This is a genomic window from Staphylococcus sp. IVB6181 (assembly GCF_025561445.1).
Taxonomy (GTDB): Bacteria; Bacillota; Bacilli; order Staphylococcales; family Staphylococcaceae; genus Staphylococcus; species Staphylococcus simulans_B.
Map to the genome: position 1 here is coordinate 211,561 of NZ_CP095096.1, position 23,584 is coordinate 235,144.

At 39.8% G+C, this 23,584-nt stretch carries 17 protein-coding genes; 10 read left to right on the forward strand and 7 right to left on the reverse strand.

Annotation, left to right across the window (positions count from 1 at the left end; genetic code table 11):
• The first annotated feature begins 236 nt into the window (after positions 1–236).
• Complete coding sequence (locus MUA90_RS01000; protein WP_262588775.1) at positions 237–1,238, forward strand: NADP-dependent oxidoreductase; 1,002 nt, start codon at positions 237–239, stop codon at positions 1,236–1,238.
• A 67-nt stretch (positions 1,239–1,305) separates the two neighbouring features.
• Here the strand turns inward: MUA90_RS01000 and MUA90_RS01005 are convergent, their stop codons facing one another.
• The gene (locus MUA90_RS01005) at positions 1,306–2,148 is read right to left on the reverse strand and encodes a CPBP family intramembrane glutamic endopeptidase (RefSeq protein WP_262587767.1); all 843 of its coding nucleotides are present in this window, start codon (positions 2,146–2,148) and stop codon (positions 1,306–1,308) included.
• Positions 2,149–2,453: 305 nt separating this feature from the next.
• Here MUA90_RS01005 and mqo point away from each other — a divergent pair, with 305 nt between their 5' ends.
• The 4 genes from mqo (at position 2,454) to MUA90_RS01025 (ending at position 8,100) form a co-directional block, all read left to right on the forward strand.
• Positions 2,454–3,938, forward strand: coding sequence for a malate dehydrogenase (quinone) (gene mqo, locus MUA90_RS01010; protein WP_105994529.1), 1,485 nt, complete (start codon positions 2,454–2,456; stop codon positions 3,936–3,938).
• A gap of 226 nt (positions 3,939–4,164) precedes the next feature.
• Positions 4,165–5,685 (forward strand): AbgT family transporter, encoded by a 1,521-nt coding sequence (locus MUA90_RS01015; RefSeq protein WP_262587769.1) that lies wholly within the window; start codon positions 4,165–4,167, stop codon positions 5,683–5,685.
• A gap of 26 nt (positions 5,686–5,711) precedes the next feature.
• On the forward strand, positions 5,712–6,863 hold the full coding sequence (locus MUA90_RS01020) for a M20 metallopeptidase family protein (RefSeq protein WP_262587771.1): 1,152 nt from the start codon (positions 5,712–5,714) through the stop codon (positions 6,861–6,863).
• Between the two features lie 391 nt (positions 6,864–7,254).
• A complete protein-coding gene (locus MUA90_RS01025; RefSeq protein ID WP_262587773.1) occupies positions 7,255–8,100 on the forward strand; it encodes a hypothetical protein in 846 nt (281 codons plus the stop codon).
• 70 nt (positions 8,101–8,170) lie between these two features.
• On the opposite strand, the gene MUA90_RS01030 is transcribed toward MUA90_RS01025, so the two are convergent.
• Both MUA90_RS01030 and MUA90_RS01035 read right to left on the reverse strand, forming a co-directional pair.
• Positions 8,171–9,703: a bifunctional metallophosphatase/5'-nucleotidase gene (locus MUA90_RS01030; RefSeq protein WP_262587775.1), complete on the reverse strand. Its 1,533-nt coding sequence runs from the start codon at positions 9,701–9,703 to the stop codon at positions 8,171–8,173.
• 23 nt (positions 9,704–9,726) lie between these two features.
• Entirely contained in the window at positions 9,727–11,292 is a 1,566-nt protein-coding gene (locus MUA90_RS01035; protein WP_262587777.1) for a DNA-binding protein, read from the reverse strand.
• A gap of 254 nt (positions 11,293–11,546) precedes the next feature.
• Between MUA90_RS01035 and MUA90_RS01040 the strand changes: the two genes are divergently transcribed.
• The 4 genes from MUA90_RS01040 (at position 11,547) to phnE (MUA90_RS01055) (ending at position 15,018) form a co-directional block, all read left to right on the forward strand.
• On the forward strand, positions 11,547–12,503 hold the full coding sequence (locus MUA90_RS01040) for a phosphate/phosphite/phosphonate ABC transporter substrate-binding protein (protein WP_011303198.1): 957 nt from the start codon (positions 11,547–11,549) through the stop codon (positions 12,501–12,503).
• Between the two features lie 133 nt (positions 12,504–12,636).
• On the forward strand, positions 12,637–13,410 hold the full coding sequence (phnC, locus tag MUA90_RS01045; RefSeq protein ID WP_026034723.1) for a phosphonate ABC transporter ATP-binding protein: 774 nt from the start codon (positions 12,637–12,639) through the stop codon (positions 13,408–13,410).
• A gap of 1 nt (position 13,411) precedes the next feature.
• The gene (gene phnE / locus MUA90_RS01050) at positions 13,412–14,206 is read left to right on the forward strand and encodes a phosphonate ABC transporter, permease protein PhnE (RefSeq protein ID WP_262587780.1); all 795 of its coding nucleotides are present in this window, start codon (positions 13,412–13,414) and stop codon (positions 14,204–14,206) included.
• Entirely contained in the window at positions 14,203–15,018 is an 816-nt protein-coding gene (gene phnE / locus MUA90_RS01055; protein WP_114604295.1) for a phosphonate ABC transporter, permease protein PhnE, read from the forward strand. The genes phnE (MUA90_RS01050) and phnE (MUA90_RS01055) overlap by 4 nt, the downstream gene beginning before the upstream one ends.
• A gap of 196 nt (positions 15,019–15,214) precedes the next feature.
• Here phnE (MUA90_RS01055) and MUA90_RS01060 read toward each other — a convergent pair whose 3' ends face one another.
• The 3 genes from MUA90_RS01060 to MUA90_RS01070 are packed head-to-tail and all read right to left on the reverse strand — an operon-like array spanning position 15,215 to position 19,505.
• Positions 15,215–16,897, reverse strand: coding sequence for a hydantoinase B/oxoprolinase family protein (locus MUA90_RS01060; RefSeq protein WP_262587783.1), 1,683 nt, complete (start codon positions 16,895–16,897; stop codon positions 15,215–15,217).
• On the reverse strand, positions 16,887–18,935 hold the full coding sequence (locus tag MUA90_RS01065) for a hydantoinase/oxoprolinase family protein (protein ID WP_262587785.1): 2,049 nt from the start codon (positions 18,933–18,935) through the stop codon (positions 16,887–16,889). Before MUA90_RS01065 ends, MUA90_RS01060 begins: the two co-directional genes overlap by 11 nt.
• Before the next feature lie 27 nt (positions 18,936–18,962).
• Positions 18,963–19,505 (reverse strand): helix-turn-helix domain-containing protein, encoded by a 543-nt coding sequence (locus tag MUA90_RS01070; protein WP_240430846.1) that lies wholly within the window; start codon positions 19,503–19,505, stop codon positions 18,963–18,965.
• A gap of 772 nt (positions 19,506–20,277) precedes the next feature.
• Between MUA90_RS01070 and putP the strand changes: the two genes are divergently transcribed.
• Entirely contained in the window at positions 20,278–21,825 is a 1,548-nt protein-coding gene (putP, locus tag MUA90_RS01075; RefSeq protein WP_262587788.1) for a sodium/proline symporter PutP, read from the forward strand.
• Positions 21,826–21,935: 110 nt separating this feature from the next.
• On the opposite strand, the gene mbcS is transcribed toward putP, so the two are convergent.
• Positions 21,936–23,525: an acyl-CoA synthetase MbcS gene (gene mbcS, locus MUA90_RS01080; RefSeq protein ID WP_262587790.1), complete on the reverse strand. Its 1,590-nt coding sequence runs from the start codon at positions 23,523–23,525 to the stop codon at positions 21,936–21,938.
• Positions 23,526–23,584 lie beyond the last annotated feature (59 nt).

Consider the following 23,584-nt stretch of genomic DNA (forward strand, 5'->3'; position numbering starts at 1 on the left):
GTGCATTGTAAAAATGTTGCGATACTTTTTTGGTTTACTATAGATTCTATAAGATTCTTGAAAGAAGTATAATTATTAATAATGTAGTAACTATATCTCTCATTATCATTTATGGTATAAAGCTATAGTTGAAACGCAATCATTAGTCCTTTTATTGTGCGGGTATTATGCATTACACACCACTTTTAAAATCATAGAATATCAGTAAATAAGGAGTGAGTTGTATGTCTGAAATGATGAAAGCGATGGCAGTGAAAAAATACGGAAAAAATCCTGTAGAAATGATAGATGTTCCTGTACCTGAAATCAATGCAGAAGAAGTATTGATCAGGGTGAAAGCCGCAAGTATTAATCCGGTGGATTTCAAAATCAGGGACGGTAAATTAAAACAAGTGATGAAACATCAATTTCCGCTTATTCTTGGTAATGATTTAGCAGGTGTAGTGGAAAAGGTCGGTAAAGATGTGACACAGTTTAAAGTAGGAGATAAAGTATACGGACGTCCGGATAAAACAAAAATCGGGACATTCGCGCAATATTTTGCGATAGATCAGCATGATATAGCGTTGATGCCGAGTAATTTAGATTTCGTAGAAGCCGCAAGTATTCCGTTAGTCGGCTTAACAACGTATCAAGCCTTTCATGAGGTCATGCATCTTAAAGAAGGAGACAAGGTATTGGTACAAGCAGGTTCTGGCGGTGTCGGTACTTTTGCGATTCAGCTTGGACGTGTGATGGGCTTGCATGTCGCAACGACAGTCAGTGAAAAAGGTGAGCGCTTAGTTCATGAACTGGGCGCAGATGAAATCATCAACTATAAACAAACTAACTTTTGGGATGTATTATCTGATTATGACGGAGTGTTTGATTTGATGGGCGGCGAAAACCTGAAACAATCGTTTACCATCTTAAAACGCGGCGGTGCGATTGCATCATTAGTCGGCCCTCCTACTGAAAAGTTCACAGATGAATGGCATTTAGGTGTAACAAAGCGTGCAGGTATTTGGTTTTTATCAAGAGATGTGCGCAAGTGGGCCAAACAATACGGCGTGCATTATGAGTTCTTCTTAATGCATCCGAGCGGAAAGCAACTGCGTACGATTAAGAATCTGATTGAAGAAAATGAAATCAGACCGGTCATTGATCGTGTCTATCCTTTCCATGAAACACAAAAAGCCCTTGAATACTCAGAACAAGGTCATGCGAAAGGTAAAATTGTCGTTAAAATAGAAGACTGACCGAGACGTAGGGAAGTCTAAAGATAATGTAAAAGGCGCACCGCAATGGCGCGCCTTTTAAGTATGCTTACATGAATATTAATGTGATTAAAATAACTACACTTGCTGTAGCGTTATTGAGTACATGGACCATATAACTGTCCCAGATATTTTTGCGTCGGTGATAAGCAAGATAGAAACAAGCACCCATTCCCATATATAAGAAGAAGCCTATAATGTTGCCAGTGGCGTGGTTGAGTGAGAATATCGCAGAGGATATCAGCATCGGCCACCAAAATGAAAACTTAGAGAAGAGTGTTTCTTTGAATATGCCTCTGAATGTGATTTCTTCAAAAAACGGACCTACAAAAGAGATGTGCACAAGAAAGATAACTAAAGCAATAACGATGATAGGATTGCTGAAATCTTTCAAGTTTTGTACTTGCTGCAAGAGTGCTTCGTCATTAGGGGAACTTTGTTCCTTAAAGATCAATGCAATTAAAATCATGCAAACAGCGGTCCAAATGCGTGTCGCTATGAAGTATAAAATATTCCAAGCGATATCGACGAGACGAAGCGGTTTCATTTTTTCATAACCTTTTTTGTGGTAATACCAGACGAGCAGTAAAGCTACGAGTCCGGACCAAACAATATATAATGCGACCAATGCGATAAACGGTATAGCATTCATATTCGGTTTAGAAGCAGCAAAACCAACCATCAGCATCGCAACAATTGTAGGTGTTGTGCATACAAACATAAAGACAATCCACAAAATAATGTTTAACCAGCGTCTGCCTTTAGGACGAATATTGTCTGGATGATTGCGCTGCTTGGGTCTGTGCTGTTTGGGTTCAGATGGTGTTATGTAAGAGGGGTCAGAATGCTCGGATTCTGTATGATAAATATAATCGTTGTTTTGTTCGCGCATGATGCGACTCCTTTCTCTATCTAGTTACTTCAAGTCTATCATATGAAAAGTGTTTATCGGTAAGTCTAGCGCAAGTGGCTGTTTTTTCTTCTTAAGCGTAGATAAGTTTAAGATGAGCTGAAATAGAGAATGAATAAAAGTAAGCGTCTAGTTATTAAAAAAAGTTCTGTTAATCCCTAAAATCAAATAATTTATAAACAAAATGTTTTGGAATTTTGTCACAAATGGTTTAAGATAGATAAGTAAAGCAATGAAGGTCAAGTCATCTGATGACCGGATAATTAAAATGAGGAAGGTGGTTTCAAATGAGTCAAGAATCAAAAAACGTTATTTTGATTGGTGCAGGGGTCTTAAGCACAACATTTGGTTCATTTTTAAAAGAAATTCAACCTGACTGGAACATTAAGTTATTTGAACGCTTAGATGGTCCTGGGTTGGAAAGTTCTTATGATACAAGTAATGCTGGTACTGGGCATGCCGCATTATGCGAATTAAACTATACGGTAGAACAACCGGATGGTTCAGTAGATGTAGAGAAAGCAAAAGAGATTAATGAGCAGTTCGAGATTTCTAAGCAATTTTGGTCTCACTTAGTGAAAACCAATGCGATTGAAAATCCGCGCGAATTTATCCATCCATTACCGCACATCAGTTTCGTGCAAGGAATTAAAAACGTACAATTCTTGAAAAAACGTTATGAAGCGTTAAAAGATTTACCGATGTTCTCTGATATCGAATATACTGAAGATCGCGAAAAACTCGCTCAATGGATGCCATTGATGATGCATGAACGTTCACCGCATCTTGCGATTGCGGCAAGTAAAATCGATAAAGGTACAGACGTGAACTTCGGGGAATTAACGCGTAAATTAGCGAAAAACTTAGAAGCACATCCGAATGCGGAATTAAACTATCGTCATGAAGTTTTCTCATTCGAACAACGTGCTGACAAAAAATGGGAAGTGCAAGTCCGCGACTTAGATGCAGATACAGTTAAAACATATGTAGCTGACTATATCTTCATCGGTGCCGGCGGTGCAGCAATTCCATTACTTCAAAAAACACGTATTGAAGAAAGCAAACACTTAGGCGGTTTCCCTATCAGCGGTGCTTTCTTAGTCTGCAACAAACCAGAAATCGTACAGCAGCACGATGCGAAAGTTTACGGCAAAGAGCCGCCAGGCACACCGCCGATGACAGTTCCGCACTTAGACCGTCGTTATGTACGCGGAAAAGAAAGTCTGTTATTCGGACCATTCGCAGCTATCGGACCTAAATTCTTAAAACACGGTTCTAACTTGGATTTATTCCGCTCACTTAACCGCGATAACTTATTAACAATGGCTGCGGCGGGTGCGAAAAACTTATCATTAGTGAAATACTCAATCCAGCAAATGCTGATGAAAAAAGAAGACCGTATGAAAGAATTACGTCGTTTCGTTCCAGATGCGAAAGACGAAGATTGGGATTTACACATTGCCGGCAAACGTGTTCAAGTCATTAAAGATACAAAAGAACATGGCCGCGGCTTTATCCAATTCGGTACAGAAGTCGTACACTCTAAAGACCATACAGTGGTCGCAATGTTAGGTGAATCACCAGGGGCTTCAACTTCAGTGTCTGTTGCTTTAGAAATTATCGAACAAAACTTCCCAGACTATTTAGATCAATGGTCAGGCAAGTTGAAAGAAATGATTCCATCTTATGGTCAATCATTAATCGAAGATACGAACTTATTAAACAAAGTACGTAAAGCATCTGCAGAAACATTGGAATTAAATAAAAAATAAGATACATGCGCAGTATAAAGAAGCGTAGTTGTCTGTAATAGACAGCTCCGCTTTTGTTATGCAGAATTATATTTTTGAGAGAAAAGGGTGTATATTCAATTACCTACTTATATTCCCCGGATCGTGTAAGATAACCGTATTAATTTCAATTTTCAGAATTATTTGCACAATTGATTTAATTCTGTATATAATAACCCCAACTCGCATAAAACAGGGGGGACTGTGTATGAAAGAGAATGCAAAGAAAAAGGGGTTTATGGACAAATTTCTGGATATCATTGAGAAGTCGGGGAACAAACTTCCAGATCCAGTCGTTATCTTTATTTCATTATGTGTGATTATTTTAATTGCTTCGTTTATTACAGGGAGCTTAGGTGTAAAAGCGAAGAATCCGGCTGATGGGAAAGTCGTTGAAGCAGTGAACTTATTAACACCTAGCGGTATTGCGAAAATGATTTCTGAAGCTGTTAACAACTTCGCAACCTTCCCGCCGCTCGGCTTAGTACTGGTCGTTATGATCGGGGTAGGGATAGCAGAAAAGACAGGCTACTTTGAAACTGTGATGAAATACACAATTGAAAAAGCACCTAAACAAATTATTGTACCGGTGATTATATTTGTCGGGATTTTAGGGAACGCAGCCGGGGATGCAGCACCGATTGTATTGCCTCCGATTGCGGCGATGGTCTTTATTAAATTAGGCTATCATCCGATTGCTGGGCTGGTAATGGCTTATGCCTCAGCACTCGGCGGATTTTCAGCCAGTTTAGTCATCGGGATGACTGACGCATTAGTGGTTTCCTTTACAGAACCCGCAGCTAAATTGGTCAGCGACGCTGTCCATGTGAATGCGGCGATGAACTATTATTTCTTATGTGCTTCTACAGTATTAGTGTTAGTTGTGGCTTGGTTTGTGACGGTAAAAATTGTCATACCGAGATTCGGACATTACGAGAACCGTGTAGAAGAAGCTGAAGCAGATGTAACACCGCTTGAACGCCGTGCCATGATTTGGTCGAACATTGCTTTAGTTGTGGTATTACTTGTCATTGCGGCACTGACAATTCCAGAAAACGGTTTGCTGAGAAATCCGAAGACAGGCAGTATTATCAATGACTCGCCGTTAATGGATGGCATTGTACCGATTATTACGATTTTATTCTTAGTACCTGGTTTAGTGTATGGGTTTGTCGCAAAGACGATGCGTACGTCACGCCAATTTGCTGAAATGCTTGGCGAAGCGATGAGTACAATGGGACCATTTATCGTGATTGTCTTCTTCGCATCGCAGATGCTCGCATACTTTACTTGGAGTAATTTAGGAACAATCTTAGCCATCAAAGGCGCAGATGCCTTGCAAGGTCAAAATGGTGTAGTACTTATTTTAGGAGTCCTGATTCTTTCAGCCGGTATTAATATGCTGATGGGAAGCGCCTCTGCGAAATGGGCTATCTTAGCACCGATACTGATACCTATGCTGATGCTGCTCGGTTACCATCCGGCATTTACACAAACAATTTATCGTGTCGGGGATTCGATTACGAACCCGATTACACCGATGATGCCGTACTTGCCGTTGTTGTTATCCTTTGCACAAAAATACCAAAAGAATATCGGCTTAGGTACATTGATTGCAGGGCTTATGCCGTATTCTGTCGCATTCGGTATCTTTTGGACGTTATTGCTTGTGATTTGGTATCTGCTAGGTATTCCAGTAGGACCGGGCGGACCGATTCACTTGAAGTAAGGATGAGCTGTTAAGGGGGACAAATTATGAACTATGAACAATACAAAGATCGCATTATCGCATATCGCAGACATCTGCATGCACATCCTGAAGTCTCATTTCAGGAATACGAAACAGCCGCATTTATTCGCGAGCAGCTTTATAACATGGACTGCAAAGTGGTAGAACTGACTGAAACAAGTACAGTTGCGGTATTTAACGAAGGCAAAGGTAAAAAGATTGGTCTGCGTGCCGATATTGATGCTTTGCCGATGCAAGAACAACGTACCGATTTAGAATTTATGTCGCAAAACAAAGGGGTGATGCATGCATGCGGGCATGACGGCCACACTGCTGTATTACTCGGTGCAGCTCATTATTTTGATGAACATCGTGCTTCGATTCCAAATGAAGTCCATTGTATCTTCCAGCACGCAGAAGAACTGATTCCGGGCGGTGCGAGAGAAATGGTGGCGACAGGGTATTTTGATGACTTTGACTTTATATACGGCCATCATTTATGGACGCCTTTAGAATTAGGATTCATTGATATTAAAGAAGGTCCGGCCAGTGCCAACTCAGATATCTATCATATTACGATTAAAGGGCATGGCGGACATGCCAGTCAGCCGAATTTGGCATTAGATCCGCTAGTGCTTGGTGCACAATTCGTCAATAACTTGCAGACGATTGTTTCAAGAGATGTCTACCCGTTTGATCCGGTAGTAGTCTCCAATACTATCTTTCAAGCCGGTAATATAGGTGCTGAAAATGTCATCGCTGATAAAATCACACTTGGCGGTTCTGTCCGTACAACGAAAGAAGAAAACAGACAATTGGTTAAAAGACAAATGGAACGTCTGCTCGCAACGACATGCGAAAGTGTTGGTGCAACGTACAAGTTAGATTATCTTGTCGGTTACGATGGTGTTTATAATGACCCGGAAAAGACACGCTTTGTAAAACAATTAGCAGAAACTTATTTCCCAGGAAAAGTCGTCACGAAAGATCCGATGATGGGCGGAGAAGATTTTAGTGCCTTTTCTAATATTGTGCCGAGTACGTATGTCTTTATCGGTGCAGGCACAAAAGCAGGAGAATATGACAGACCGCATCATCATCCAAGGTTTGCTTTGAATGAAGATGCATTCGAAATGGCTTTTGATATGTTTGTGGAAGTGGCGAAACATTATAAATAATGTATGATAAGTCAATGTTTTTGTAACAAATATAAGGGTTTTTACAATTAATTAATATTTCACTTCACCTTGTAAAAACAATTAAACTATTTCCAAAATCTTATATATACATGATTAATAGGTTGTGTTACGATATAAATAACTGACAGGCTATTATGTGTGTCCTCAATACTTCAATGCTATTGAGGACTTTTTTTTATAGCATCTAACATCAATCATTGATAGGTATCTATTACTTTAATTAAAAACTTGAGTATTCTGATAAAATAAGTGTAGTTTATGACCATCAGTATAAATAATGAACCATGCGTTGAACTACTTGAGCCGCCATCTTTAAGGTGCTTGAGCGTTTGATATAAATATATAAATAAAAAGTACTGGAGGAGTAAAGTTGAAATTTACGAAATTAGGAATTTTTATTGGATTTATCGCATTATTTATTATTTTAGCCGGATGTCAAAGCCAAGAGGACAAAGAGAAAGAGTTTAAAAAGCAAACCAACCTATACATTGATAAACTAGCAAAAAATGTAGACAAAGTAGATAAAGCAGGTACAGATAACCCTGAGGACCATAAGAAAATCATCAGTGCTACAGACAAAGCGAATAAACAAATCAAATCTGACTTTAAAAAGTATAAAGAAGACTTCAACAAAGATGCATTAGATAATAAAGATAACAAGAAGATCTATCAAACTGTAAGCAACATCACAGATATCTATACACAGTCTTATGATAACTTGCACAAAATTTCAAAAGCAGAAGGCTTAGATAAAGAATCATTTGCGAAACATGCATTGAATGAATTTACCAATTCATATGTGGCATTAGGAACACAAATGAGCAACTTAGAGAAAAGCAAAGCGAAGAAAATTTTAAATGAAAAAGCGTATGACCACTTAAAGAGCACGATTGATCGTTCAACGAATGAAGTGGATACAGTAGCTAAAGGCTATGCGATGCTTCAAGGACAAGGATTTGATCTAAAAGCAGAAGATATGCCGAAGTTCGACGCTGTGAAGTATGGAAAATATCATAAAGACGGCGAAACGAAAGAAGTTTCTGCAGATAAATACAACCAACTTGCGGACAAAGCCAACAAAATCTATGACAAAGACTCGCAAGTACCGCATGTCGATAAAAGTGTGAATGAACTTTCATACAAACTCTTAGAAGAAAAATACAACTATGCAAAAGCAGTGAAAGAATTAGTCGACAGTTTATCAGAAGCAGCATAAAAATTTTGATATCAGAATGAAACACAGCCTCCGTACTGAATGCGGGGGCTGTGTTTGCCTTTAATATAATCTATACTTCAACTTTGAAATCTGTCACATTCGGAATATCCAATTCAGGATGTGCTTGCAAGTAATCAATAATAAGCTGTGCACCTTCAGTCGTGATCGATTTGATAATTTTATCTTCACTGAACATTGGATAGTTGCCGCCGCCGACAGCACGGTAATTATTCAGTACGACTTCATAAGTTTGATGCATAGCAATCGGCTGTCCTTGATGTGTCAAACGTGTAATACGTTCGCCTTTAGGATTGCCTGCTTTGATAGTATAGGCAATACCTGACCAAATATCATAATTGTAATGCTGAGGCTTGGGTTCAACATATTCAGGGTTCACAATGACTTCTTGGTCTTGTACTTCAAAGTATTCAGCTGTTTGTTCCAAAGCATCTTTAATATCTTGTCCGCTGAGCTTCAGTACATTGAACGTATTAGGGAAGGGATAGTTGTTTAAGACATCCCGCATTGTGACTTCACCTTTAAAGCCGCGCGATAAATCAAATAAGGCAGATGCCGCAATAGGAGCGTTGCTTGCTTCCATTAAGATGTAATTCAAGAAGTTAAGGTATGGATGCGGTGCAGTGCGTGCTTTAAATTGATCTTCAACGACCATATCTTCAGACAATAAAGTGATTGGTGCATCCAGCCATTGTTCAATATAATCGCTGAATTGCTGAAGCTCATCTGTCAGTACAGCCTTATCAGGATTATCATCAGTTAAAAGCTGCGCAGTCGCATGATGCACACCTTGATCATGGTAGTCTAAGACAATTTTGCCGACAGTATTGCCTTTAGAACCAGGCTGAATGACTGGGACACCGTGAATGACTTGTGCGATTTCACGATGCTGGTGGCCGGTGATTAAGAGGTCGATGTCGGTGTGGAAGCGGTCGAGCAATGCATAACCTTCATTTTCTCCAGTTAAGGCTTCCGTAGGTGCACCGCTTTCTAAATCTCTTTCAAACCCGCCGTGGTAACATACTGCTACAATATCAGATTTGGCTCTGACTTCAGGCAGCCACTGTGCCAATGTGCTTTTAGCACTTTCAAATGTCAGATTTTCAATGTATTCTGCTTTCTCCCAGTGCGGGATATATTGTGTAGTTAAACCAATCACGCCAATCGTTAATCCCTCTCTTTGTAAATACGTGACACCATGACCGGTGAAGGGTTCGCCGTTTTCTAAAATGTTCGCAGATAAGACTGGATAATCTAAATCCGCTAATGTGTCTTTGAGATAATTTAAACCGAAGTTAAACTCATGATTTCCGATTACACCTAAGTCAAAACTGAATTGATTATAAATCGCCGCCAGCTGTTCTGCAGATTCTCTTTCTTTCGCAAGATAATGTCCGATAGGCGATCCTTGAAGAAAGTCGCCGTTATCTATACGAATCGTGTTTTTGTACTGTGCACTATCTTCTTCTATGATGGCTTTGGTATGCAAGAGCCCCATCGGTAATCGTTGTGTCTTGTCTTGATAGTCAGTTGGAAAGAGATAGCCGTGTACATCGCTGACGATATAGAATGCAAGTTGTGTCAATGTAAAATCCCCCTATGTGCGTATCAGTTAATCGTTATAGATTGTGTTTTCAGGTTATGCGAACCTTGTTTTAAACGCAAGTGTGCAGACCCTGAAGCATCAGATATTGTTTGACCTTTCAATGTCAGTGTCGCATTGCCGTCACTGTCTGTTTGAACAGATTGTGCTGCACTATAACCTGGTGAAGATTGTGTGCCGAATGTCGCAAGCTGGCGTCCGCCATCTGCGTAAATACCGGCACGCAAATCTTTTAAAGTTTGGTTGGCAGGCTGATCTTTAAATTGAATTTTGATAGTAAATGTCTGTCCTGCTTGCAGCTGTTCAGGCACATCGAATGTAATGCCATTCGTATTGATAGATGTACTGCTTGTATCCTCATCTGGTGATGAAGGCTGTTCTTCTTTTGGAGTTTCAGATTGCGAGCCTCCATAGCTGCCAGCCGCAAAAGTTGATGAGTCGTACCATTTATAGCCTGCTTTAGGTTCTGACCAAGGTTCTTTTTGCGGTTCTGTTGATTGCTGTGGCTGTTCGAAATCTTTCAATGGTGTGGCTTGGTCTTTTGAAACACCAAGCGCTGTTATCGTTTCGGCATCTTCTTGTTTGCCGAGCCATGTTGTTAAGTTAGAGAGCAATTGCTGATTATCTGCTTCTTTAAAGCCGTCATAAGTTTTCTTTGTATCTCCGCTGTCTTCTCGTTTATATTTCGGTGTACTGTCTTCAACTAAAGATGAATCGCCGATGAATGCCGCTTTGCCTTTGCCGACTTTAGACACCGCGACATAAGGTCCTTCAGCTTTACCGCCTCTGGCATAGACACCTTGATCTACCGCATGCGACCATTTTTGTTCTGAAGATAAACCTTCAGGAGTATAAATAATACCTTTTGCTTTATCAGGGTCAGTAATGGCTAACGTTGAGCCTGCATGCATAGACACACTGTTGACATTATCTGTGATGCCCATCGCATCTTTGCCTGTTACCATATTTTTCGTTGTAAGATTATTTAAACCATTGTATCTAAAGCGTACACCAAAGTTTTCAGCTAACCAATCAGAACTGTTTACGCCTTGCATAGCCTCTGACTGCTTTTCATCTTGCAACATATCTTTGGTCATATCGTTGTATGCACCGCGGCGATAGCCGTTCATGGCTTCAGATGAATCAATTCGGTTCAAGTTGCGGTCTGCGTTATAGTGATCAGAAATGAAAATAATACTGCCGCCTTGTTTTGCAAAATCAACCATAGCCTGTTGTTCAGAAGATTTGAAAGGTGTATTCGCTTCAGGAATGACTAGAATCTTTGTATCTTTTAATTTTTCAGGCGTGATACTTGCCTGTCCGCGTAATTCTTTCACTTGATAACCTTTCTTTGCGATTTGGTTAGCATAATCAGAAAAGCCGCCGTCTAAGACCCAATCTGCCGCACCTGCGGTTTGGGCATGTGAATTATCCATAAGTACTTTGCCTTTTTCAGCTTCTCCGATAGTCGGTGCATCAGTTGTACTTTGTGCGTATGTATCAGGTGATGCACTGAGTAGTGTAGATGCAATTAAAACAGAACTTGCGACGTAACGATGGATTACTTTCAATTGAATGTTCCTCCTAAAATGGTTATGTATTTATTTTTATTTACTTGTCCTTTCATTATATTCGTAATCTTAGAAAGTTACATTGGATAAATTTAAGATTTACGATAACTTAACTAAAGTTTCAAATAATTTAAAGCTAATCAACATCGCATAAATTATTTACTCAATCTACACAAATATTGTGTTGTTTCTCACTTTAATTCACTCATATAATAAATGTGTAACACATCACAATACATATGGAGGAATGTTGAATGAGAAAGAAACATGCGTTAAAGTCACTCTTCGCTTTAATGATGGCAGTTATTTTATTCGTATCCGCTTGCGGCAACGGCAGTTCTTTAGACAATAAGAAAGAAAGTGATAAAGAGGGAGGCAGCGGGGATTACAAACCTAAAGAATTAACAGTTCAATTCGTCCCTTCTCAAAACGCAGATAAGTTGGAAGCGAAAGCAAAACCGTTAGAAAAATTATTATCTAAAGAGTTAGATATCCCAGTGAAAGTTTCAGTTTCAACGAACTACAATACAATTGTTGAAGCAATGAAATCTAAAAAAGTAGATGTTGGTTTCTTACCTCCGACAGCTTATACATTAGCGCATGATCAAAAAGCGGCGGATGTATTGCTTCAAGCACAACGTTTCGGAGTGAATAAGGACGGTTCAGATTCAAAAGAACTTACAAAGGACTATAAATCAGAAATTCTTGTTAAAAAAGATTCAGGTATTAAAAGTGTTAAAGATTTAAAAGGCAAAAAAATCGCGCTGCAAGATGTGACTTCAACTGCAGGGTATACTTTCCCGCTTGTTGAATTAGACAAAGAAGGCGTAAATGTCTTAAAAGACATGAAAGTTGTGAACATGAAAGGTCATGACCAAGCAGTCATTTCATTAATGAACGGCGATGTAGATGCGGCAGCTGTATTCAATGATGCACGTAAAATCGTGAAAAAAGACGAACCGAAAGTCTTTGACGAAACTAAAATTTTAAAATTAACTAAACCGATTCCAAACGACACAATCTCAGTGCGCAGTGATATGGATTCAAAATTCCGCGACAAACTGAAAAAAGCCTTTAAAGATATTGCGAAAACAAAAGAAGGACACAAAGTCATCAGTGAAGTTTACTCTCATGAAAACTACGTAGACAGCAAAGATGAAAACTTCGATATCGTTAGAGAATACGATAAAAAAGTAAAAGAAATGAAGTAAGCACAAAGCAAACAGATGTGCACTATCACACCATTTTAATGAGCGTATTTCAACGCAGTGAGGCTTGCAAGAGCACATTGAGTCCGTTGAATACGCTCGCTTTGTATTAAAGCGAGAAGGAAAGGAAATGAGTATGAGTCAAATTGAATTTAAAGATGTACGCAAAGTTTATAGTAACGGTCATGTCGGTTTAGACCGTATTAATTTAAATATTGAAAAGGGTGATTTCGCAGTCATTGTCGGATTGTCAGGTTCAGGAAAATCGACATTACTGCGTTCTATCAATCGGCTGCATGATATTACAGAAGGGGAAATTCTGATTGACGGCAAATCGATGACTAAAGCCAGCGGCAATCAACTGCTTGAAATGCGCAGAAATATCGGTATGATTTTCCAAAATTTCAACTTAGTCAAACGTTCTTCGGTGATGCGTAATGTACTCAGCGGACGTGTCGGCTATCATCCGACTTGGAAAATGATTCTCGGTCTATTTCCGAAGGAAGACAAAATCAAAGCATTAGAAGCTTTAGACCGCGTCAATATTTTGGATAAGTATAAATCACGTTCTGATGAATTATCCGGCGGGCAGCAACAGCGTATTTCTATCGCCAGAGCGTTATGCCAAGAACCTGCGATTATTTTAGCAGATGAGCCTGTCGCTTCATTAGACCCCTTAACAACTAAACAAGTGATGGATGATTTGAAACGTATCAATCAAGAATTAGGTATCACAATTATTATCAACTTGCACTTTGTGGATTTAGCACGTGAATACGGCACACGTATTATTGGTTTGCGCGATGGTCAATTGGTCTTTGACGGGCCTGTTGAGCGTGCAACAGATGAAGCCTTTAATGAAATTTACGGCCGTTCTATTCAAGACGAAGAGAAGTTAGGAGTGAATTAACATGGATCATGCGAAAGATTATGCGTCGATGTTAAATAACAAGAAATCGTTTAAGACGACTTTTAGTGCAGTCCTTGTACTCTTCTTAGTAATATGGAGTTTGAATTATACGGGATTTAGTATCGGTGATTTATTATACGGCTTGCCTCAAATCGGTGTCTTATTTACAGATATGTTTCCGCCGGATTTAAGTTATTTATCTCACATATTGAATCCAATGTTAGATACGATTCGTATGGCAATCGTAGGTACATTTATCGGTTCTATTATTGCAGTACCTATTGCTTTATTATGTGCCAAGAATATCTCACGTACGAAGTGGATTGCGATGCCGGCACGTTTCGTACTGAACATTGTGCGTACGATACCGGATTTATTACTTGCGGCTATTTTCGTTGCGGTTTTTGGGATTGGCCAAATTCCAGGGGTGCTCGCGGTAATTGTATTAACTATCAGTATCGTCGCAAAATTATTATATGAAGTTTTAGAAGCGATTGATCCAGGCCCTTTAGAAGCCATGACGGCAGTAGGGGCGAATAAAACCAAATGGATTTTGTTCGGTGTCGTTCCGCAGGCACTCGCTTCTTATGTGTCTTATGTATTATTCGCTTTTGAAATCAATATTCGTGCAGCTGCGGTACTTGGTTTAGTCGGTGCCGGCGGTATCGGTCTCTTTTATGACCAAACACTCGGCCTGTTCCAATACGATAAAACGGCAGTGATTATCTTATTTACATTATTGATTGTAGTCATTATTGACTTCATCAGTTCGAAAGTGAGGGAACAACTCACATGACGACAATGAGTAAAACAGAGTTATTGAACAACTACAGCAATAAGCAGAAGAAAATCAAATATACCTTAACAGCACTAGTGGTTGCGGCACTTTTGATTTGGGCTTTTGCCGGTATGCCGGCTTTAGAAATCAAAGACAAATCCCGGCAGATTCTCGGTTCTATCTTACAAGGATTAACTCACCCGGATTGGGGCTTTGTCTATCAAAAAGGCGGAGAAGACTTGCTTCATGGTTTGTTAGAAACCTTTGCGATTGCGGTAGTCGGAACAATATTAGCTGCGATTATCTGTATTCCTTTAGCGTTCTTAGGCGCAAAGAATATTGTCAAACTCCGTCCAGTCACAGGCACAAGCAAATTTATCTTAAGTATTATCAGAGTCTTTCCTGAAATTGTAATGGCTTTAATCTTTATCAAAGCAGTAGGACCAGGATCATTTTCAGGGGTATTGGCACTCGGTATCCATTCAGTAGGGATGCTTGGAAAACTCTTCGCAGAGGATATTGAAAATATCGATTTAAGTGCAACCGAATCGCTTAAAGCAAGCGGCGCAAATAAAATTAAAACATTAGTATTTGCGGTCATCCCGCAAATCTTGCCGACGTTCATGTCATTAATTCTTTACCGTTTTGAGTTGAACTTGCGTTCAGCATCTATCTTAGGCTTAATCGGTGCAGGAGGTATTGGTACACCATTAATCTTTGCCTTGCAGACACGCTCATGGGATCGTGTTGGAATTATCTTAATCGGCTTAGTAATCATGGTCGGTATCGTGGATTACATCTCTGGCAAGATTAGAGAGAAAATTGTATAAGTTAAATAATTATTGTGCGCTCAATCATTGCGGTTGAGCGCTTTCTTGCATTTAAGACACTATTTGAGGTCAGACTGAAGTTTGTCTGAAGGGACAAAGCGGGGTGTCTAAAAATACAAATAAAAAGACCACTCCCTAAGCCTAGGAAGTGGTAAGAGTATGTGGTTTTAAGTATCTTAAATTCTCTGATATCTATTTAATTGCTTTGTTCATAACCATAAACGTCTTGTGCTTGTTCTGAGGTGATGATGCCGTTTTTCAAATCGCGTGCGACAGCTTCTCGGCTGCGTGCTTTCGGATCGCCATAACCGCCGCCTGTCGCTGTGCGCAAGACTACTTTATCGCCTTTGTTTAACGGATATTGATTGTATTTGCCGTAAGGACCGTCTACTGTACCGTCTGCTTTGACGAATAAGAATTCATTGTTTGAGCCTTCATGACCTCCGTCTGCGCCCCATGTATTGCTTTTATGGTGGCCGAAGCTGCCTGTGAAGAATTGACCATCTGTCAGTGCTTTGTAAGTACGAATTGCACCAGAACCGCCGCGGTGTTTACCGGCACCTTTGCCGTCTGTACGCATTGAGAATTCTTCCACTTCAATCCCGTAAGTGTGTTCAGCAATTTCAACAGGTACATTAAAGGTTTGACCGTCAGAGATACAGAATTGACCCGTATCACCATCAAAGTCATCTGCTGCACCCCAACCGCCGACAGAAGGTTCGACGATTAAGAAATTCTCATCTTTTTCAGGCAGTTTGCCTCCCATAATGACTACACATACAGAAAGCAAGTGGCCTGCAGTTAAGCGTTTAGGTAAGACAGGTGCTAAGGCACGCCAAATCATTTCTGTACCGTATAACATAGATTCCCAATACATTGAGACTGGGGCAGGACGTTTTGCTGAAATAATAGACCCTTCGTCTGTGATGATTTTAAGTGGTCGAAAGGCGCCGTCATTCACTTCTTGTGAAGGATTTGTGATGGCTAGGAAGATGGTTCTGACTGCTGAAACAAGTCCAGTATAGGAACTGTTGATCGGACCTTGGACTTGCGGTGAGGAACCTCTGAAATCACAAATGAATTCATCATCTGTAATTGTCAATTTCAGCTGTACTGGAATTAAATCATCAGTAATACCGTCATCATCAATCCATTCTTCAACTTCATAGACACCGTTCGGCAGTTTGGCAATTTCTTTAAGTGTCAATGTTTCGCCTTGGTCTAAGAAACGATCCATGCTTTCTAAAATGGCATCTGTAGAATACTTTTTGCATAAGCCTTTAATCCGGCGTTCTCCTGTTTTTAAAGAGGCGATTTGCGCCCACATATCACCAATAGAGAGTTGCGGGAAACGTACATTGGATTCGATGATTTTAATAATCGCTTCGTTTTTAACTCCTTTATCGAACAGCTTGATACAAGGGAACTGCAGTCCTTCTTGATAGACTTCTGTAGAGTTGGTAGACATAGAGCCTGTATCTTTACCGCCGACTTCTGTCCAGTGTGCTTTGTTTGCGACAAAAGCAACCAGTTCGCCGTCTTCGAAAATCGGCAATACTAATCCGACGTCGCATAGGTGAGAACCTCCGCCGTTATAAGGATCGTTAAGGATAAAGACATCACCTTCATGAATATCGTCGCCATACGTCTTCAATGTTTCTTTGACCATAAACGACAGCATGCCGATAAACCCAGTGACACCATTGCCTAATGTCACGAGTTCACCTTTTTTATTCGTTAATCCACATGCATAATCCAATACTTCATAGATAATCGGACTCATAGATGTTCTTGCTAAAGCGATGAACATTTCTTCACCGGTAGAGATTAATGAGTCTTTAATCACTTCATACGTAAACGGATCTGTGTTATAGCTCATAATTATCGCCTCCAATGTGAATCAATAGGTTGCCGTATTCATCTTTGATTAACCGGTCATCAGGGTTAAGCGGGATTGTCGTAGATTTTTCTTCGATCACTGCAGGTCCTTTAACCGTTTCGTTAATCGGCAATTTGTCACGATCGTAAACTTTAACATGTTCCCAACCTGTTGCTTCGAAGTAGACATCGCGTTCTTCTTTAACAGGGTCGCCATGTGCAGCTTCGGCTTTTTTGATGACAGGTTTCTCGATTTTACCAAGCACTGAAATCTTAACATTTACAATTTCGATGCCATTACCTGGAAGTGTGTATGTGTATAACTGTTCGTGTTTTTGATGGAAGGCTTCAATAACTTTGTTTAAGTTGTCTTCTGTCAATGTGTCGAAAGGCACAGACACTTCTACTGGATGGTCTTGGCCTTGGTAGCGCATATCGATTGTTTTATAAACCACAATGTTGTTCTCGTCTACGTTTTCGTGCTGTAATGTTTCAGTGGCTTCGTCGATTAATGTTTGATACATTGAATTAATTTCTGAAAAGTCTAAATTTTGTGTGTTCGCAAGATAAGTTTGAGCATAGTCATGACGTAAGTCAGACATTAACATGCCCCATGAAGCGAAGACACTGGAAGCGGAAGGAACAATGACTTTTTTCACGCCTAATTCGCGTGCTAAGTCTTGAGAGTGCATAGGACCGCCGCCTCCGATTGCGACCATAGTAAAGTCTCTAGGGTCATGCCCTTTACGTACTGAAATCAATTTCAACGCATTCAGCATGTTGGAATTCGCAATTTTGATAATTCCCATGGCTGCTGTATCCAAGTCCACATCTAAGTGATTGGTAATAGATTGTTCGAATTGTTTTTTCAAGGTGCTGATCGGTGTATTGGTATCGAAGTTTTTCAAATCAAGACGGCCTAATAATAGATTGGCATCTGTGGTGGTAGGTTCTGTACCGCCTTTGCCGTAGGCAATCGGTCCAGGTTCTGCGCCTGCAGATTTAGGCCCGACTTTAATCGAACCGCTGTCATCGAACCAGGCGATTGAACCGCCGCCATTGCCGATTTCTACAATATCTACTACAGGCACCTTCATCGGATAACCTGCATAGTTATGCGTTTGTTCAAGGTGATAGTCTGTAGAGACTTTGACATGATTGTTTTCAATCAGAGAACATTTCGCAGTTGTACCTCCGATATCTAATACAATTAAATTCTCTTCTCCGATTAATTCTCCAAGTACGGCTGCGCCGAAAATACCGGAAACAGGTCCGGATTCCACCATGTTGATCGGTGCCCTTTTCGCATGTTCAAAAGTACTGGTACCGCCGTTCGACTGCATGACATAGTTGTTGGAACTATTGCTTTGTTCGGTAATATGCCGCTCTAAATTAGACAAATAGTCGTTTGCGATAGGTTTAACATATGCGTTCAGCACTGCAGTCGATGTGCGCTCATATTCTCGCCACTCATTATTCAATTCGGTGGAATAGGTAATTGAAAATTCTGGATGATAGCGATTGATATAGTATGCAATCGCACGCTCGTGGTCGTTGTTTTGGTAACTATGCAATAATGAAATTGCGACTGCTTTAACGCCTTCACATTTGAAATCTTGTAGAATTTCTTCAACTTCATCAAAGACCAGACCTGACGTAATTTCACCTTTATGGTTCATACGTTCAGAAACTTCTCTTCTAAGATGGCGTTCTACGAAGGGGTCGGGTTTCTTATAGCGTGCATTAAAAAGGTCTGAACGATTGCCGCGTGCAAGTTCTAAAACATCTCTAAAGCCTTTTGTCGTAATTAATCCTGTTTTGACGCCTTTCTTTTCTGTTAAAGCGTTGATTACGATTGTAGTACCGTGAATAAACATGTTCATATCTTTTAAATTCACTTTTGCTTGGTTGAGTACGTTGAAGATACCTTCTTCGAAGTTTTTCGGTGTTGTATCTGCCTTTCCTAGAATTAATTCCCCGTTTTTATTTAATGCGACTAAATCTGTAAAAGTACCGCCAATATCTGTTGCCACTCGCATAATAAATTCCCCTTTCAAGTTTGGAAGTTAAAACAGTTTCGGTGTGACTACACTTAATACTGTAGCTGGAGATTCTGATTCGTTACTGCAATAGTGTTTAAATCGAGAAGGGTAGTGAAGTACTTCTCCTTCTTTCACTGTGTACTTTCTGCTGTTGACATAAAACGTTAACTCTCCGGATATCATATAATAAAATTCTTCGCCCCCATGCATTGAATTCTCGCTGCGATCACCGGGTAGAAGTGTAATAATAAATGTTTCTAAGTTGCGATTTTCAAATTCGCTGGAAACGCGTTTGATTGTTAAATTAGAATGGTTAATGTTTAATGGCTTCATTTTCTGGGGTTGTACATGGAAGTCGTTATTCTCTGCTGGTGAAAAAAATGAAGTAATATTAACATCTAAAGCTTTTGCAATTTTGTCGAGTGATGTAATCGCGATTGATGATTCACCCCGTTCGACTTGAGACAAGAAACTCGTTGATAATCCTGTCAGAGTGCTGAGTTGTTTCAAAGTTTGCTGCTGTTGATTCCTAATGAGTTTGATTTGAAAACCAACTTCCTCAATCATTTGCTATCCCTCTTTCAGTTACAGTATTAGTGTAATTTTGTTTAATATTACCACAATTAGATGTATTTTCAACAAATATTCCGAATATTACAATTAATAAAACCGCATTAAGTACTGTGATGACAACGGTTGTGCTTGTTTAAATTTTTTACAATATTTTAGTTGATTTTTGGTTAAAAAGCAGGTCAAACTAAATTTTTTTCAAAAAATTTTAGTATTCGCTGTAACCACTGATATTTGAATAACGAACGAGGAAAAAACTTTTGAAAAAACCCTAAGAAAACGGGGGTTTTTGCCAATCTGAATTTGCGTAAAATCTTCATTGTGTTAAGCTAAGAAACATCTTTGCTAAAAAGTTAAAAGCAATTTTTTGAAAGGGAAAAAGGATTTCAGGTTAATATTTTGGTCAGGTAAAAGGTTCTCAATCCATAAAAAAGGGTATGAGAAAATAGCTTTTCTAAAAAAAGTTTCTCGAACAGTATTTTATACAACGTTACATAAACAAAGGACTTTGATTTAGGACATTGGGGGAAGTCTGTTTGAGAGACAGTTCAACATGGATTGAGCAGTTCGAGAGGGGCGAGTACATTTCATGTACTTTTCGAACGCTGATTGCTGATCAAAATAAAATTTCAGGGTGAATGGGGCTGTATGAAGTCATTCAAACACTTGGCTTCTAAGCTTTAAATGGATTCTGAACCTTGTCATTGCAATGCCTAAGAACGATCCGTACATTTTATTCCAATAATTTGAAAGGATGTTTATTTTAGACATGTTTACTTTAGGAGCAACATTGAGACAACAGGTACAACCAGACTGGCAGACTTATATCATGATTGGATTATACTTCTTAATCCTTCTTGTGATAGGGTATTACGGCTATAAGAAAGCTACAGGCAATGTCGGTGAATATATGCTAGGCGGACGCAGCATTGGGCCATACGTTACAGCACTTTCTGCAGGGGCATCCGACATGAGTGGTTGGATGATTATGGGCTTGCCCGGCGAAGTTTATACTACTGGACTTTCAGCCGCATGGCTCGCAATTGGTTTAACACTAGGTGCATACATTAACTACTTCGTAGTAGCACCGAGGCTTCGTGTATATACTGAACAAGCAGGAGACGCAATTACGCTTCCTGACTTCTTCAAGAACCGTTTAGATGACAAATCAAATATTATTAAAATTATTTCTGGCGGTATTATCGTCGTATTCTTTACCCTTTATACACACGCGGGTATGGTATCAGGCGGTAAACTGTTCAACAGTGCATTTGGAATCGACTATCGTTGGGGACTTATTATAATTTCAGTGATTGTTATTGCATATACATTCTTCGGAGGTTACTTAGCTGTATCGCTGACAGACTTCTTCCAAGGTGTCATTATGTTAATCGCAATGATTATGGTGCCGGTAGTAGCGCTATTGAAATTAAATGGATTAGATACATTCCAAACTGTCACAGACTTGAAACCGACAAACTTGGATCTGTTTAAAGGGACAACAATCATCGGTATTATCTCATTCTTCGCATGGGGCTTAGGTTACTTCGGTCAACCGCATATTATCGTGCGCTTTATGAGTATTAAATCAGTAAGACAATTAAAAACTGCGCGCCGTTTCGGTATCGGCTGGATGGCTGTCAGTTTAATCGGTGCAGTATTCGTTGGTTTAATCGGTATTGCATTCGTTAAAGATAAAGGCGTGGAATTAAAAGACCCGGAAACATTATTCATCTTGATGGGCCAAATCTTATTCCATCCGTTAGTGGGCGGTTTCTTATTAGCCGCAATCTTAGCTGCGATTATGAGTACGATTTCTTCACAATTATTAGTAACTTCAAGTTCATTGACTGAAGACTTCTACAAATTAATCCGCGGTGAAGAAGCAGCAAGAAAACGCGAAAAAGAATTCTTGATGGTAGGTCGTTTATCAGTACTGCTTGTCGCAATCATCTCAATTGCGATTGCATGGTCTCCAAACGACACAATCTTAAACCTTGTAGGTAATGCATGGGCAGGCTTCGGTGCCGCATTCGGTCCGTTAGTTGTAATGTCATTATATTGGAAAGGTTTAAGCCGTACAGGCGCAATCAGCGGTATGGTTGCAGGAGCAGTAGTAGTTATCTTGTGGATTGTATTCGCTAAACCACTAGGTGAAACTAACGACTTCTTCAACTTATACGAAATCATTCCAGGCGTGATTGCCAGCGTATTAGTTACAATTATCGTATCTAAATTTACTAAAAAACCAGCAATCGATGTTTCAGGCGACATTGATCGTGTGAAAGCAACGGTTGATAAACAAATGAAAGCTTAAGTGTTTATAAAATGACTCGGCAGATGTAATATCTGTCGAGTTTTTTATATCCCAGGAAATAATAACAAGCATTAAAAAGGCCCCGCCAAGAGGCAGGGCACATCATAAAGTTAATTTTGGTTATTTTCGTATTTCGCTTTTTCAGCGTCACGTAATTCTACGCGGCGGATTTTGCCTGAGTTTGTTTTAGGCAAATCTTCCACAAATTCGATGGCACGCGGATATTTATAAGGTGCGACATCGTATTTTACATAATTTTGAAGTTCTTTGACTAAATCATCGCTTGCTTCATAACCGTCTTGCAAGATAATGAAAGCTTTAACAATATTACCCCGTAACTCATGCGGACTTGCGACAACTGCACATTCTTTAACAGCCGGATGTTTTGTTAGAGAATCTTCAACTTCGAAAGGTCCGATTGTATAACCGGAACTGATGATAATATCATCTTTACGGCCTTCAAACCAGAAGTAGCCGTCTTCATCGATTTTCGCTAAATCGCCTGTCATAAAGTAATTGCCGACAACACGTTCGCGTGTACGTTCTTGATCTTTAAAGTAACCTTTAAAGAGTGCAGGCAAGTCAACGGGTACTGCAATATTTCCGACTTCACCGACTTTTGCAAGATTGCCGTCATCGTCGATAATCGTTGTTTCACTGCCGGGGATGGCTTTACCCATTGAACCTGGACGGCCTTCGACATCTTTAAGCAAGCCGATAAGCAAAGTACTCTCAGTTTGGCCGTAGCCGTCACGTACAGTAATATTGAAAGTATCTTGGAACTTTTCTACGACTTCTTGATTCAGCGGTTCTCCGGCTGATACAGCGTCATGCAAGTGTGATAGGTCATATTGGCCTAAATCTTTGAGTTTCGCCATAATACGGTACTCAGTAGGCGTACAGCATAACACGTTGATTTTGTACTTCTCTAGCAGCTCTAAATAGATAGTGCCGTTGAAGCGTCCGTTGAATACAAATGCTGTCGCACCAGAAGTCATTGTAGATAAGAATGGACTCCAAACCCATTTTTGCCAACCAGGTGCTGCAGTAGCCCAAACAATGTCATCTTCTTTAATATTCAACCAATGTTTCGGCGCCATTTGCATATGCGCATAGCCCCAACCATGCGTATGTACAACTGCTTTTGGATTGCCTGTTGTACCTGAAGTATACGGCAAGAATGCGACGTCATCACGTTTTGTCGGTGTGATTTCAAGCTCATCGCTCATTGTTTGTTTGCCGTCTTCGACGTTAATCCAATCTTCTTTGTGTTCCCCGATGATGAACTTAGTCAAGTCATCATACTCTTTAACGCCTTCAAATTCGTCTGCACCTGAAGCGATAGATAATACAGCATCTACTTCACCGTTCGTAATACGGTATTGCAAATCTTTAGTTCTAAGCATCTCTGATGCCGGGATTAAAGCAACACCTAGTTTTAAGGCCGCAATATAGACTTCATATGTCTCGATACTGCGTTCCATTTTGATTAATAAGGTATCCCCTTTTTTCAAACCGTTTTCTTTAAATAAGTTGCCGATACGGTTTGCGCTTTTAATCAATTCTTTATAAGTAACTTTAGTAGTTTCACCTGCATTGTTTTCAAAGATAATTGCTAATTTAGACGGATCTTTCGCATACATTTCAATTTCTGAAACGATATTAAAATCCTCAGGTGCTACCAAATCGGGTTTATTCATTCTTTACTCCTCCTAACACTAACGCACGTTTCCATGATTTTGGAAATAGAATACTTCTC